Origin of the sequence: Pseudonocardia sp. T1-2H (assembly GCF_038039215.1) — a bacterium.
GTDB lineage: Bacteria > Actinomycetota > Actinomycetes > Mycobacteriales > Pseudonocardiaceae > Pseudonocardia.
The window spans coordinates 1,313,986-1,327,645 of sequence record NZ_JBBPCL010000001.1; the positions used below are offsets into that span (position 1 = coordinate 1,313,986).

Sequence of the window (13,660 nt, forward strand, 5' to 3'; positions counted from 1 at the left end):
AAACCGTAGTCCGCGTGGTAGAAAAGCAGCCGACACAGACGCGAGCGAGAGGGAGTGGACGGCGATGGCCGAGCCGACCGGTGGACTGCAGGTCGACCCGCAGCTGCGGGAGTTCGTGGAGACCGAGCTGCTCGCGGGCCTGGACCTGAGCCCCGAGCAGTTCTGGACCGCGCTGGCCGGGCTCCAGGAGCGGTTCGCTCCGCGGATCGCGGAGCTGCTCGCCCGCCGGGACGAGCTGCAGCAGCAGATCGACACCTGGCACGAGGCGAACGGCGCCGGCAGCCGGGAGGCCTACGAGGCCTTCCTGACCGAGATCGGCTACCTGCTCCCTGACGACACCTCGACCACCATCTCGGTGGAGAACGTCGACGCGGAGATCGCCGAGGTCCCGGGCCCGCAGCTGGTGGTCCCGTCGACCGTCCCGCGCTACGCGCTCAACGCGGCCAACGCCCGGTGGGGCTCGCTCTACGACGCCTTCTACGGCACCGACGCGCTCCCGCTGGACCACGAGCTCGCCGAGGGCTACGACGAGAAGCGCGGCGCCCAGGTCATCGCGGCCGCGGACGAGCTGCTCGACGAGCTCTTCCCGCTCGCCCGGGGCAGCCACGCCGACGTCAGCGCCTACCGGGCCTCCGCGGACGGCCTGACCGTCGAGCCCGGGGGCGCCCGGCTCGCCGACCCCTCCCAGTTCGCCGGCTTCCGGGAGCTGGACGCGGACGGTCGTGGTGCGGTCCTGCTGCGGCGCAACGGGCTGCACGTCGAGCTGACCCTCGACCCCGGCCACCGGGTCGGCCGGCAGCACCACGCCGACGTGGCGGACGTCGTGCTCGAGTCCGCCGTCACCACGATCGTGGACCTCGAGGACTCGGTCGCGACCGTGGACGGCGAGGACAAGGCGCTGGCCTACCGCACCTGGCTGGGCCTGATGACCGGCGAGCTGGTCTCGGAGTTCCGCAAGGGCGGGCAGACCGTCACCCGCCGCGTCCACGGGGACCGCGAGTACACCGGCGCCGACGGCGGGCAGCTCACCCTGCCCGGCCGCTCGCTGCTGCTCGCCCGCACCGTCGGGCACCACATGACCACCAACGCCGTCCGCACCGCCGACGGCACCGAGGTCGCCGAGGGCGTGCTCGACGCGCTGGTCGTCGCGGCCGCCGCGCAGTACGACCTGTCCGGCAAGGGCGCCTGGTCGAACTCGCGCACCGGCAGTGTGTACGTCGTCAAGCCCAAGCAGCACGGGCCGGACGAGGTGCGGCTGACCGTCGAGCTGTTCGCGGCCGTCGAGGAGGCCCTCGGGCTGCCCGCGAAGACCCTCAAGATCGGCATCATGGACGAGGAGAAGCGCACCAGCGTGAACCTCGGCGCGTGCATCGCCCAGGCCGCCGAGCGCGTCATCTTCGTCAACACCGGCTTCCTGGACCGCACCGGCGACGAGATCCACACCTGCTTCGTCGCCGGGCCCGTCGTGCCCAAGGGCGAGATGAAGACGTCGACCTGGCTCAACGCCTACGAGGACCGCAACGTGGACGTCGCGCTGCGGGCCGGGTTCTCGCACAAGGCGCAGATCGGCAAGGGCATGTGGGCCAAGCCGGGCGCGATGGCGGAGATGCTCGAGCAGAAGGGGGCCCAGCCGAAGCAGGGCGCCAACTGCGCCTGGGTCCCGTCGCCGACCGCGGCCACCCTGCACGCGCTGCACTACCTGCGCACGGACGTGCACGCCGTCCAGGAGGAGCTCGCGAAGCGGCCGCTGAAGGACCGCCGGGACCTGCTGGTGCTCCCGCTGCAGGAGAGGCCGGTCACGGACGAGGTCAAGACCCATGAGCTGGAGACGAACGCGCAGTCGATCCTCGGCTACGTCGTCCGCTGGGTCGGGCTGGGCATCGGCTGCTCGACCGTCCCGGACCTCGAGGGCGTCGGGCTGATGGAGGACCGCGCGACCCTGCGGATCTCCAGCCAGCTCCTCGCGAACTGGCTGCACCACGGCCTGGTCGACGAGCAGACCGTCCGGGACAGCTTCGCCCGCATGGCCGCCCTGGTCGACGAGCAGAACGCGAACGAGCCGGGCTACCCGCCGATGAGCAAGGACCTCGACGGCAGCGAGTCCTTCCAGGCCGCCCTGGAGCTCGTCTTCACCGGCCGGACCGAGCCGAACGGCTACACCGAGCGCGTCCTCACCAGCTGGCGCCAGAAGGCCAAGTCCTGACCCCCTGTGCGCGTGGAACCTCGTTCTAGCGAGGTTCCACGCGCACAAGTCCCTATGAGCTGCGGAAAGCGAGACGATGAGGCCCTGGATGCGGGTCGCCGCGGTGCTGTTCGTGATCGGGTACGGCGCGAACCAGTTCAGCCCGCTGATGGTCATGTACCGCGAGCAGGGGCACTACTCGGCGATCGTCGTCGCGGCGTTCTTCGGCGTGTACGTCGCCGGGCTCGCCCCCGGGCTGCTCGTCGGTGGCCCGCTCTCGGACCGCTGGGGACGGCGCCGGGTGCTGCTGCCCGCGGTCGTCGCCTCGGTGCCGGCGAGCGCCGTGCTCGCCCTCGGGGCGTTCTCCGAGCCCCTGCTCTACACCGGGCGCTTCCTGTTCGGTGTGGTCACGGGCATCGCGATGGCCGTCGGGACGACGTGGGTCAAGGAACTGAGCCAGCCGCCTTACGACCCCGAGGCGGACGAGGGCTCCGGCGCCCGCCGGGCGGCGCTGGCGCTGTCCGCGGGGTTCGGCATCGGCCCGGCGATCGGCGGCACCCTCGCGCAGTGGGCGCCGCTGCCGATGGAGCTGCCCTACCTGGTGCACATCGCGCTGACAATCCCGGTGGTGTTCTGGGTCGCCAAGGCCCCGGAGACCTGGGCGCCCGCCGCGACCGGCCGGTCGTTGCTCGCAGACCTGCGCGTCCCGGCCGTCGCCCATCCGCGGTTCCGCCGGGTCGTGCTCCCGGCCGCGCCCTGGGTGTTCGGCGCCTCGGCGGTCTCGTTCGCCATCCAGCCCGCCGCGCTCGGCGCCGGCCGCACGGCGGGCTACGGCCTGATCTTCGCAACCCTGCTGACGGCCGTGACGCTCGCCGCGGGCGTCGGCATCCAGTCCTGGGCCCGGCGGCTCGACCGGACGTCGGACACCGTGGCCGGACGCCTCGGCCTCGTCCTCGTCGCCGTGGGCGCCGCGATCTCCGCGGTCACGGCGGCCACCGGGTCGCCGGCCGTCGCCGTCCTCACATCGGCCGTCCTCGGTGCCGGCTACGGGATCCTGCTGGTCTCGGGGCTGCTGGAGGTGCAGCGCATCGCGGAGCCCGGGCAGCTCGCCGGGCTCACCGCCGTCTACTACTCGCTGACCTACGTCGGCTTCTTCCTCCCCGTGGTGCTGGCCGCGCTCGTCGGCGTCGCGTCCTACCCGCTGCTGCTGGTGGTCGTCGCCGCGGTCGCGGTCGGCTGCCTGGCCGTCGTGGTCACCGGTGGGCGAAGCTTCGTCGCGGAGGTGTAGTCGTGGTGCGGTGCTCGTGATGACCCCCGCGCCGTACGCCGATCCCGAGGCGCTCCGCTTGATCGCGCAGATCCAGGCGTTCTACGCCGAACGCTACGGCGGCGGGGACGACACGCCCCTGCGGCCCGAGCAGTTCGCGCCGCCCCTCGGCTACTTCCTGCTCGGCCGGGTCGACGGGGAGACGGTCGCCTGCGGGGGCTGGCGCCGGCGCGACGCCGTCGGGCCGGACGACCCGTCCATCCGGGACGGGGACGCCGAGATCAAGCGCATGTACGTCGTCCCGCAGGCGCGCGGCAAGGGCCACGCCCGCGCGGTCCTCGCCGAGCTCGAGCGCACCGCCGCGGAGGCCGGGCGGACTCGGATGATCTTGGAGACCGGTACGAAGCAGCCGGAGGCCCTCGGCCTCTACGCGAGCTCCGGCTACGTGCCGATGGAGGGATTCGGGATCTACCGGTTCGAGCCAGGCAGCCTGTGTTTCACCAAGCCGATGAGGGGAACGACCCTGGTGTGACGGGCGGCGACGGCCGTCACGCCGGTAGGGTCGAGGGCGACTCCGGGCCACGCGCCCGGGATCACCGTCGACCCGACCGTCCCCGAGCCGGGCCGCTCACCTTCGCGCACGTTGCACGGGACCCCGCGGTCAGAGCCATGGAGTTGCCGTTGCTCGCGCTCGTCCTCGCCCATCTGGTGCTGGCCGCCGTGCTGCCGCTCGTCTCGAGGCGCAGCCGGCGGGCGGCGTTCGGCGTGGCCGCGATCCTGCCCGCCGCCACGCTGGCCTGGGGGCTGGCCAACTCCCGCGCGGCCCTGGGCACCGGGCTGACGGAGACGGTCTCGTGGGCGCCCGCGCTGCACCTCGAGCCGTCCTTCCGGCTGGACGCGCTGGGCCTGGTCATGATCGTGCTGGTCAGCGGGCTCGGGGCGCTGATCCTGGTCTACAGCGCCTGGTACTTCGGGAAGGACAGCCGGGACGCCCCGCGCAACGCGGCCCTGCTCCTGGCGTTCGCCGGCGCGATGCTCGGCCTGGTCCTCGCGGACGACCTGCTCACCCTCTACGTCTTCTGGGAGCTGACCTCGATCGCGTCGTTCCTGCTGGTCGGGCAGGGCGGGGTACACCGCGTGAACCGGCGGGCGGCGGTCCAGGCGCTGCTCGTCACGGTGTTCGGCGGGCTCTCGATGCTGCTCGGGATCGTGTTCCTCGGCGAGGCCGCGGGCACCTACCGGATCTCCGAGATCGTCGCCCATCCGCCGTCCGGCGGCCTCGTCACCGCGGCGCTGGTGCTGATCCTGCTCGGCGCCCTGACCAAGTCCGCCCAGTTCCCGTTCCACCCCTGGCTGCCGGCCGCGATGGCCGCGCCCACGCCGGTCAGCGCCTACCTGCACGCGGCGTCGATGGTGAAGGCGGGCGTCGTGCTCGTCGCGCGGCTGTCCCCGGGGTTCGCGGACCGGCCCGGCTGGTGGGTCCCGATCGTCGTCCTCGGGCTCGTGACGATGCTGATCGGCGGCTGGCGCGCCCAGCAGGAGACGGACCTGAAACGGCTGCTGGCCTTCGGTACCGTCAGCCAGCTCGGGTTCCTGATGGTCCTGTTCGGCGCGGGCGGGCGGATCGCCGAGGTCGCCGCGCTGACGATGCTGCTGGCCCACGGGCTGTTCAAGGCGCCGCTGTTCATGGTGGTCGGGATCGTGGACAAGATCACCGGCACCCGCGACGTCGGGAAGCTGTCCGGGCTCGGCCGTGCGCAGCCCGCGCTCGTCGTCGCGTCCGTGCTGGCGGCGGCGTCGATGGCGGGGATCCCGCTGCTGCTCGGCTTCCTCGGCAAGGAGGCCGCGTTCGAGGCGTTCCTGCACCCGGGCGGGGTCCGCGGCTGGCTGGTGGGCCTCGGGCTGCTCGCCGGGTCGGTGTTCACGGTCGCCTACAGCGTCCGGTTCCTCTGGGGCGCGTTCGCGACCAAACCCGTCGTCGACGTCGTCGACGCGGCCCGGCCCGCCGCCGGGCTCATGGCGCCCACCTGGATCTCGGCGCTGGCCGGCCTGGTCCTGGGCTGCGTCCCGGCCGTCGCGGACGCCCTCGCCCAGCGCTACGCGGCGGCCTATCCGGCCGTGGACGCCGTCGAGAGCGGCTACCACCTCGCGCTCTGGCACGGGCTGTCGCTGCCGCTGCTGTTCTCGGTGCTCGCCCTGGCCGGCGGCGCGCTGCTGCACCGGCAGCGCGCCCGGGTCCAGGCCGTGCACCGCGCGCTGCACACCCCGCTGAGCGCCCAGCGCGCCTACGAGCAGGTCGTCGCCGGGCTGGAGCGCCTGGCGGTGCTCGTCACGGGCCGGGTGCAGGCGGGGTCGCTGCCCGTCTACCTCGCCGTCCTCCTGCTGACGGTGCTCGCCGTGCCGGGGACCGCGCTGGTCCTCGGCGGGGAGTGGCCGCGGGACCAGCCGTGGATCGGGTCGCTGATGCAGATTCCGCTCGGGCTGATCGTCGTGGTCGCGTCGCTGGCGCTGCTGCGGGCCCGGCGCAGGTTCACCGCCGTGCTGCTGGTCGGGGCCGTCGGGTACGCGATCGGCGGGCTGTTCGTGGTCGACGGGGCGCCGGATCTCGCCCTCGCGCAGTTCCTGGTGGAGACGCTGACGATGGTCGCGTTCGTCTTCGTCCTGCGCCGGCTGCCCGCCCACTTCGACAACCCGCGCGCCCCCCGGCCGGGCCGTTCGGTGCAGGCGCGCAAGGCGGTCATCGCGATCGTGGCCGGCGTCTTCGTCGCGATCGCGGGCGTCGTGCTGAGCGGGGCGCGGCAGGAACCGCCGTCGGCCAGCGGGGACTTCATCACGCTCGCCCCGCAGACCGGCGCGGACAACGTGATCGCCGCGATCCTCGTGGACTTCCGGGCGCTGGACACGGTCGGGGAGATCACCGTGCTGCTGATCGCCGCCGCGGGCACGGCCAGCCTCGTGCTGGCCACCCGCTTCGACCGCAGACGCCGCGGCGGGGTACTCAGCGGTTCGGGCTCACCCGATCACGAGGAGGAGATTCTCGGATGACCCGGCAGGAGCAGATGCCCCTCACGTGGAACCACGGGGACGAACCGGAGGGCGAGTGGATGCTGCCCGGGGAGTGCCCCGTCCGCACCAACCGAACGTTGCTGCTGGAGATGGCAGCGCGGCTGCTCTTCCCGACCGTCCTGGTGTTCTCGGTGTACCTGCTGATCGTGGGCCACTACGCGCCCGGCGGCGGGTTCGCGGGCGGCCTGGTCGCGGGGCTGGCGTTCGTGCTGCGCTACATCGCGGGCGGCGGCACGGAGGGGGCCGAGATCGGCACCCGGCTGAACCTGCGCCCGCCGTTGCTGGTCGGCCTCGGCCTGCTGCTCGCGGTGATCTCGGCGTTCGCGCCGGTCGCGTTCGGCAGGCCGGTGCTGGCCAGCGCGAAGTTCTCCGCCGACGTCCCGGTCCTCGGCCACGTCGACCTCGTCAGCAGCCTGGTCCTCGACGTCGGGGTCTACCTGCTGATCATCGGGGTGGTGCTCGACCTGCTGCGGTCCCTCGGCAGCGGCATCGAGCGGGACGCCCGGGAGGCCCGGCCGTGATCACCCTCAACCTGGGCATGACGATCGTGCTCGCCGTCCTCTACTCGGTCGGGTTCTACCTGCTGCTGCAGCGGTCGCTGATGCGGATCCTGATCGGGATCGTGGTACTCGGCCACGGTGCGAACCTGCTGCTGCAGCTCGCGGGCGGCCCGCCCGCCCGCGCCCCGGTGCTCGGCACCGCGCCGCCGGAGCTGTTCGCGGACCCGTTGCCGCAGGCCCTGGCCCTGACGGCCATCGTGATCACCTTCGCGATGACGACCTACCTGCTGGCGCTGGGCTACCGCTCGTGGGTGCTGGTCGGCCACGACGAGGTGCAGGACGACGTCGAGGACCGCCGGATCGCCGAGCGCGAGCGCCCGGAGGGCTCGATGTCCGACGACACCGCGGACACGGGCACCGACGACGACGAGGACCCGGGCTCCGCGGCGGCGTCCAGCGAGCCCGCGGCGACCGGGGGCAGACGATGAGCACCCTCGTCACACTGCCGGTCCTGCTCCCGATCCTCGGGGCGGCACTGACCGTCATCGGCTCCCGTTCCGCCCGGCTCCAGCGGCTGATCGGCATCGCGGTGCTGGCCGTGGTGTCCGTCGTCGCGGCGGTCCTGCTCGTGGCGGCGGACCGGACGGGGCCGGTCGTCGCCGAGGTCGGCGGCTGGCCGGCCCCGGTGGGGATCGTGCTGGTCGCGGACCGGTTGTCCGCCCTGCTGCTGCTGATCTCCACGCTGGTGACGCTGGCCGTGCTCGTCTACGCGATCGACCAGCGGATCACCGACTACGGCCGGGACACCGCCAGCACCACGTTCCACCCGATCTTCCTGCTGCTCTCCACGGGCGTCTCGCTCGCGTACCTGACCGGGGACCTGTTCAGCCTGTTCGTCGCGTTCGAGATCATGCTGGCCGCGTCGTACGTGCTGATCACCCGGCGCACGAACGCCTCGCGGATCCGCTCGGGTATGACCTACGTGATCATCAGCCTGACGTCGTCGCTGCTCTTCCTGACGACGATCGCGTTCGTCTACGCCGCGACGGGCACCGTGAACCTCGCGGACCTCTCCGCGCGGGTGGCCGTCCTGCCGCCGGGCCTGCAGACGCTGCTGGCGTGCATGACCATCGTGACCTTCGGGATCAAGGCCGCGATGGTGCCGCTGCACTTCTGGCTGCCGGACAGCTACCCGAACGCCCCCGCCCCGGTCACGGCCCTGTTCGCGGGCCTGCTGACCAAGGTCGGCATCTACGCGCTGCTGCGCACCCAGACGCTGGTCTTCCCGCAGGAGCAGCCCTCGGCCCTGCTCCTGGTGCTCGCCGCGCTGACCATGCTCGTCGGGGCGCTGGGCGCGCTCGCGCAGAACGACCTCAACCGCCTGCTGTCGTTCCTGCTGGTCAGCCACATCGGGTTCATGCTCTTCGGGCTGGCCGTGTTCGACGCGGCGGGGGTCGCCGGGACGGCGCTCTACGTCGTCCACCACATCACCGTGCAGGCCACGTTGTTCCTGGTGAGTGGGTTGATCACGCGCCGGACCGGCACCGTCGCGATCGACCAGATGGGCGGGCTCGCACAGCGGGCACCGTTCCTGGCGGTCCTCTTCGCGGTCCCGGCGCTCACCCTCGCCGGCATCCCGCCGACGTCCGGGTTCGTGGCGAAGCTGGCGTTGCTGCAGGCCGGCGCCGCGGCCGGGCTCTCGACGGCGCTGGTGGCGGGCGTGGTCGTCGTGGCCAGCCTGCTGACGCTCTACGCCATGGTCCGGGTGTGGATCCGGGTGTTCTGGGGGATCGAGAAGGAGCCGCTGCCGGACGCCGACCCGGCGGACGAGCTCGTGGTCGGTACCGCGGCGACGTCGCGTCCGATGTACGCCGCGACGGCCGGGCTGGTCGCCGTGAGCCTCGCCATCGCCGCGGCCGCCGGGCCCCTGTCGTCGGTGACGGGCCGGGCGGGCGTCGACCTGATGGACCGGCTGCCCTACGTCACGGCGGTGCTGCGGTGAACGTCCTCCGCCGCTGGCCGCAGGTCCTGTGGCTGACCGTGGTCCACGTCCTGCTGTGGGGAACGATCTCGGTGAAGATCGTTCTCGGTGGACTGCTCGTGGCGGTCGCGGTGACGGCGCTGTTCCCGTTGCCGCTGCTCCCGCGGCTGCCGGTGCGGCCCTGGCGGTTGCTCCGACTCCTCGGGTTCCTGGCGATGGACCTCGTCGTGTCCGGGGCGCAGGTCGCCTGGGAGACGCTGCGGTACGGCCCGAGGGCCCGGGCGGGGATCGTCGCGGTGCCGCTGCTGACCCGCTCGGACCGGGTGATCACGCTGATCGCCGGGGCGTTGTCCCTGGCGCCGGGGAGCTTCGTGCTGCAGATCGACCGCCGAGGCTCGGACACGGGTGAGGCCCGCTGGTACGTCTACGCGCTCGGCCTGCGGGGGCCGGACGACGCCGATCGGGTACGGAGGCAGGTGCTGTCGTTGCAGCGCAGGGTGATCGATGCGTTCGGGAGCCCCGAGGAGCTGCGGGCGTGCGAGGAGGTGGGCGCGTGAGCCTCGTCTTCACCGTCGTCCTGGTGATGCTCAGCGTCGCCGCCGTGCTCACGCTCTACCGGCTCCTCCGGGGGAGCAGCACGCTGGACCGGGTCGCCGCGCTCGACGTGTTCGTGATCCTGATCGTGTGCGCCGCGGCGGTGTACGTCGCGATCTACCGGGACGGATCGAACATCCCGCTGCTGGCGGCCGTCGCGCTGGTCGGGTTCGTCGGGTCCGCGACCGCGGCCCGGCTCGTCGAGCGCTGGGAGCGGCACCGGTGAGCGGTCTCCGAGACGTCGTCTGTGCCGTCCTGCTGCTGGTCGGCGCGCTGTCGTGCCTGCTGGGGGCGCTCGGGCTCGTCCGGCTCCCGGACCTGCCCGCCCGGCTCCAGGCGGCGACCAAGCCGCAGACCCTCGGCCTCGTGCTGATCCTGGTCGGTACCGCGGTGCGGCTGGAGTTCGAGAACGCGGCGACCCTCGTGCTCGTCATCGCGTTCCAGGTGGTCACGGCCCCGGTGATCTCACAGATCGTGGCCCGCTCGGCCTACCGGACGGGAACGCTGGACCGGGAGGACCTGGTCGTCGACGAGCTCGCCGGCCGGATGGACCGGGACACGGACTGACCCTCCGCGCGGGCTCGGGTCGTCCCGCGCGTGGCGGGACGCGCGCGGAACGACCGCACCGCGCGCGGAACCCCCGGGCCGGTGGCGGAGCCCCCCGCCGTACGCTCCGAGCGTGGCCATCTACGCGCTCGGCGACGTCGAACCGGACATCCATCCCGACGCCTATGTCCACCCGGACGCGGTCGTCATCGGGAACGTGAAGCTGGGGGCGGAGGCCTCGGTCTGGCCGACGGCGGTGCTCCGCGGGGACGACGGCTACATCGAGGTCGGTGCCCGGACCAGCATCCAGGACGGCTCGATCATCCACACCACCCTGCGCCAGCCGACGATCATCGGCGCAGACTGCACGGTGGGGCACAACGTGCACATCGAGGCCGCCACCATCGCGGACCGCGTGCTCATCTCGTCCGGCTCCGTGGTGCTCAACGGGTCGCGGATCGACGAGGGCGCGATCGTCGCCGCGGGCGCGGTCGTCTCGCCGAACGCCCACGTGCCGGCACGGCGGATGGCGCTGGGGATCCCGGCCAAGATCCGCGAGGGCTACGAGGTGCCGGAGGGACGGTTCCAGTACGCCGTGGACTCCTACGTCCAGCGCGGGAAGCGGTTCCACGCCGAGCTGCGCAGGCTGGACGTCTGATGGCCGCCAAGCCGCTCGCCGAGGTCGTCGAGGCCGGGTGGGCCCGCGCCCTGGAGCCCGTCGCCCCCGTCATCGCCGAGATGGGCGAGTTCCTGCGGGCCGAGCTGGCCGCCGGGCGCCGCTACCTGCCCGCCGGGGCGAACGTGCTGCGCGCCTTCCAGCAGCCCTTCGACGAGGTGCGCGTCCTGATCGTCGGCCAGGACCCGTACCCGACGCCCGGGCACGCCGTCGGGCTGTCGTTCTCGGTGTCCGCGGACACCCGGCCGCTGCCGCGCTCGCTGATGAACATCTTCCGTGAGTACCAGGAGGACCTGGGCCACCCGCTGCCGTCCAACGGCGACCTGACGCCGTGGACGAAGCAGGGTGTCCTGCTGCTCAACAGGTGCCTGACCGTGGAGCCGGGCTCGCCGGGGTCGCACCGGGACAAGGGCTGGGAGGCGGTCACCGAGCAGGCGATCCGCGCGCTGGTCGAGCGGGACGCGGATCCGATGGTGGCGATCCTGTGGGGGCGGGACGCGCGCAACCTCGCCCCGCTGCTCGTCGACGTCCCGATCATCGAGTCCGCGCACCCGAGCCCGATGTCCGCGGACCGCGGCTTCTTCGGCTCGCGCCCGTTCAGCCGGGCGAACGACCTGCTCGAGGAGATCGGCGGCGAGCCGGTGGACTGGAAACTTCCCTAGGCTCGCCCCGTGGGCAGGCCGGACTGCGGGTGTCCGACGCGGACCGCGAGGCGGCCGCGCGTCATGGCCCCATGACGTGCTCCGGACGCCTGCTCTTCCGCGTCGTGGCTCCACGACGCGATGCTTCACAACGCGACAAGGGCGGCTCCTCGTGGTCGAGGGGCCGCCCTTGTCGAGCAGAAGGGGTCGCGTCAGGCGCGCGCGACCTTGCCGGCCTTCAGGCACGACGTGCACACGTTCTTGCGCTCGCGGTTTCCGCCGGAGTTCAGGGTGCGCACGGTCTGGATGTTCGGGTTCCAGCGGCGGTTGGTACGGCGGTGCGAGTGCGAGACGGACATGCCGAAGCCCGGACCCTTGCCGCAGACGTCACAGACGGCAGCCACGTCGGACACTCCTCGGTTCGTAGGTGATCACAACTCGCCCGGGTGACCCCGGGCGCATGAAGGTCAAGGGTAACCGCCCGCTCCGACGCGCTGCACACGGGGCTCGGCCGGCGCGATGACTAGGGTGCCTCCCGTGCCCCCCATCCTCGACACCGACCTGCTCGGCCGGTGGGCCGCGGGTGCCGTCGCGGCGCTGGAACGGCACCGCGCGGAGATCGACCGGATCAACGTCTTCCCGGTCCCGGACTCCGACACCGGCACGAACCTGCTGCTCACGATGCGCTCCGCGGCCGATGCGCTACGGCGGGGCCGCCGGGAGGACGGCCCGGCGGATCCTCCTGCCATCGCGGCGGGCGAGTTCGCCCGCGGTGCGCTGGTCGGCGCGCGCGGGAACTCCGGTGTGCTGCTGTCCCAGGTGCTGCGCGGCTTCGCCGAGGCCCTCGTCGAGGGTGAGGGACCCCACGTCGCGGACGCCCTGGACCGGGCGGAGCGGCTCGCCGCGGCCGCTGTCGCGTGCCCCCGCGAGGGGACGCTGCTGACCGTGCTGTCCGCGGCGGCGAAGGCCGCGGTCGGCTGCCCCTCCCCCGACGACGGCGAGGTGGCGGCGACCGCTGCGGACGCCGCCCACGCAGCACTGCGCGAGACCACCGGCCAGCTCGCGGAGCTGACCCGGGCCGGGGTCGTCGACGCCGGCGGGCTGGGTCTCGTCGTCGTGCTGGACACGCTGGTGGAGGCGCTGACGGGTGTCGCCCCCACCGCCCGTTCGCACCTGCCGGAACGGGTCCGCGACACGGCGCCGGCGCCCCGTGGCCGCGAGGCGCTCACGACCGAGCGGGAGAGCGGCTCGGCCGAGCACGAGTACGAGGTCATGTACCTGCTCGAGGACTCGGACGACGTGCGGGTCGCGGAGCTGCGCGGCGCCCTGCTCGCCGTCGGGGACTCGGTGGCGATCGTCGGGGACGGGACGCCGGGGGGCACCGGCCTCTGGAACGTGCACGTGCACTGCACGGACATCGGCGCCGCCGTCGAGGCCGGGATCGGGGCGGGCCGGCCGCACCGGATCACCGTCATGCGCTTCGCGGTCCAGGACGCCCCCTCCGGCGCGGACCCGACCGGCCGCTTCGCCCGCGGCCGTGCGGTCCTGTTCCTCACCACCGGACCGGGCGCCGCGGAGCTGGCCCGGGAGGCCGGTGCGGACGTCCTGGAGGTCTCCCCGCGGCGCTCCGTCCCGGCCGACGAGCTGGCGGCCGCGCTCGCGGGCACCCGCGCCCGGCACGTCACCGTGCTGGCCTGCGACCGCGAGCTGACCGCCGTCGCGGAGCAGGCCGCGACGGCCGCCCGGGCGGACGGACAGGAGGTCGTCGTGGTGCCCACGTCGTCGGTCCCGCAGGGCCTCGCCGCTCTCGCGGTGCACGATCCGGAGCGCCGGGCCGGGGACGACGTGGTCGCGATGGCGGAGGCGGCGGCCGGGACGCGGACCGGGGGACTGGTCGTCGCCGAGTCCGAGGCCCTGACGTGGGTGGGTCGCTGCGCGCCCGGCGAGGTGCTGGGGCTCTCCGACGGCGAGGTCGTGCTGATCGCCCCGGATCTGAATGTCGGTGCCCTGTGGTTGGCTCACCGCATGTTGACCCCGGGCGGCGAGCTCGTCACCGCGCTGCTCGGCGCCGAGGCGGACGAGGAGCTGGGCACCCGGCTCGCCGACGACCTCCGGCGCACCCACCCGGAGGTCGACGTGGCGGTGTTCCGCGGTGGGCAGACGGACTTCCCACTGGTCCTGGGGGTGGAGTGAGCGCGCACAAGGAT

14 protein-coding genes are annotated in these 13,660 nt (G+C 73.2%); 13 read left to right on the plus strand and 1 reads right to left on the minus strand.

From position 1 onward, the window contains the following. Nucleotides 1–64 precede the first annotated feature (64 nt). From WBK50_RS06605 to WBK50_RS06660, 12 genes are all read left to right on the plus strand, one after another. The gene (locus WBK50_RS06605; protein ID WP_341334733.1) at nucleotides 65–2,203 is read left to right on the plus strand and encodes a malate synthase G; all 2,139 of its coding nucleotides are present in this window, start codon (nucleotides 65–67) and stop codon (nucleotides 2,201–2,203) included. An 88-nt stretch (nucleotides 2,204–2,291) separates the two neighbouring features. Beyond that, nucleotides 2,292–3,470: an MFS transporter gene (locus tag WBK50_RS06610; protein WP_341334734.1), complete on the plus strand. Its 1,179-nt coding sequence runs from the start codon at nucleotides 2,292–2,294 to the stop codon at nucleotides 3,468–3,470. Nucleotides 3,471–3,489: 19 nt separating this feature from the next. After that, on the plus strand, nucleotides 3,490–3,981 hold the full coding sequence (locus WBK50_RS06615; RefSeq protein ID WP_341334735.1) for a GNAT family N-acetyltransferase: 492 nt from the start codon (nucleotides 3,490–3,492) through the stop codon (nucleotides 3,979–3,981). A 137-nt stretch (nucleotides 3,982–4,118) separates the two neighbouring features. Further along, a complete protein-coding gene (mbhE, locus tag WBK50_RS06620; RefSeq protein WP_341334736.1) occupies nucleotides 4,119–6,494 on the plus strand; it encodes a hydrogen gas-evolving membrane-bound hydrogenase subunit E in 2,376 nt (791 codons plus the stop codon). Next, nucleotides 6,491–7,036, plus strand: coding sequence for an MnhB domain-containing protein (locus WBK50_RS06625; RefSeq protein ID WP_341334737.1), 546 nt, complete (start codon nucleotides 6,491–6,493; stop codon nucleotides 7,034–7,036). The genes mbhE and WBK50_RS06625 overlap by 4 nt, the downstream gene beginning before the upstream one ends. Continuing rightward, complete coding sequence (locus tag WBK50_RS06630) at nucleotides 7,036–7,503, plus strand: Na(+)/H(+) antiporter subunit C (protein WP_341339320.1); 468 nt, start codon at nucleotides 7,036–7,038, stop codon at nucleotides 7,501–7,503. Before WBK50_RS06625 ends, WBK50_RS06630 begins: the two co-directional genes overlap by 1 nt. Next, nucleotides 7,500–9,017, plus strand: coding sequence for a Na+/H+ antiporter subunit D (locus WBK50_RS06635; protein WP_341334738.1), 1,518 nt, complete (start codon nucleotides 7,500–7,502; stop codon nucleotides 9,015–9,017). The genes WBK50_RS06630 and WBK50_RS06635 overlap by 4 nt, the downstream gene beginning before the upstream one ends. Next, a complete protein-coding gene (locus tag WBK50_RS06640) occupies nucleotides 9,014–9,553 on the plus strand; it encodes a Na+/H+ antiporter subunit E (protein WP_341334739.1) in 540 nt (179 codons plus the stop codon). Before WBK50_RS06635 ends, WBK50_RS06640 begins: the two co-directional genes overlap by 4 nt. Further along, nucleotides 9,550–9,816: a monovalent cation/H+ antiporter complex subunit F gene (locus WBK50_RS06645; protein ID WP_341334740.1), complete on the plus strand. Its 267-nt coding sequence runs from the start codon at nucleotides 9,550–9,552 to the stop codon at nucleotides 9,814–9,816. Before WBK50_RS06640 ends, WBK50_RS06645 begins: the two co-directional genes overlap by 4 nt. Beyond that, nucleotides 9,813–10,157: a monovalent cation/H(+) antiporter subunit G gene (gene mnhG / locus WBK50_RS06650; RefSeq protein WP_341334741.1), complete on the plus strand. Its 345-nt coding sequence runs from the start codon at nucleotides 9,813–9,815 to the stop codon at nucleotides 10,155–10,157. The genes WBK50_RS06645 and mnhG overlap by 4 nt, the downstream gene beginning before the upstream one ends. A 112-nt stretch (nucleotides 10,158–10,269) precedes the next feature. Then, a complete protein-coding gene (locus WBK50_RS06655) occupies nucleotides 10,270–10,794 on the plus strand; it encodes a gamma carbonic anhydrase family protein (protein ID WP_341334742.1) in 525 nt (174 codons plus the stop codon). Then, nucleotides 10,794–11,474: a uracil-DNA glycosylase gene (locus WBK50_RS06660; RefSeq protein ID WP_341334743.1), complete on the plus strand. Its 681-nt coding sequence runs from the start codon at nucleotides 10,794–10,796 to the stop codon at nucleotides 11,472–11,474. Before WBK50_RS06655 ends, WBK50_RS06660 begins: the two co-directional genes overlap by 1 nt. 191 nt (nucleotides 11,475–11,665) lie before the next feature. On the opposite strand, the gene rpmB is transcribed toward WBK50_RS06660, so the two are convergent. Further along, nucleotides 11,666–11,857 carry a 50S ribosomal protein L28 gene (gene rpmB / locus WBK50_RS06665; RefSeq protein WP_297499029.1) on the minus strand — a complete coding sequence of 64 codons (192 nt, stop codon included), beginning with the start codon at nucleotides 11,855–11,857 and terminating at the stop codon, nucleotides 11,666–11,668. Between the two features lie 133 nt (nucleotides 11,858–11,990). Here rpmB and WBK50_RS06670 point away from each other — a divergent pair, with 133 nt between their 5' ends. Continuing rightward, complete coding sequence (locus WBK50_RS06670) at nucleotides 11,991–13,646, plus strand: DAK2 domain-containing protein (protein ID WP_341334744.1); 1,656 nt, start codon at nucleotides 11,991–11,993, stop codon at nucleotides 13,644–13,646. Nucleotides 13,647–13,660: the final 14 nt, after the last annotated feature.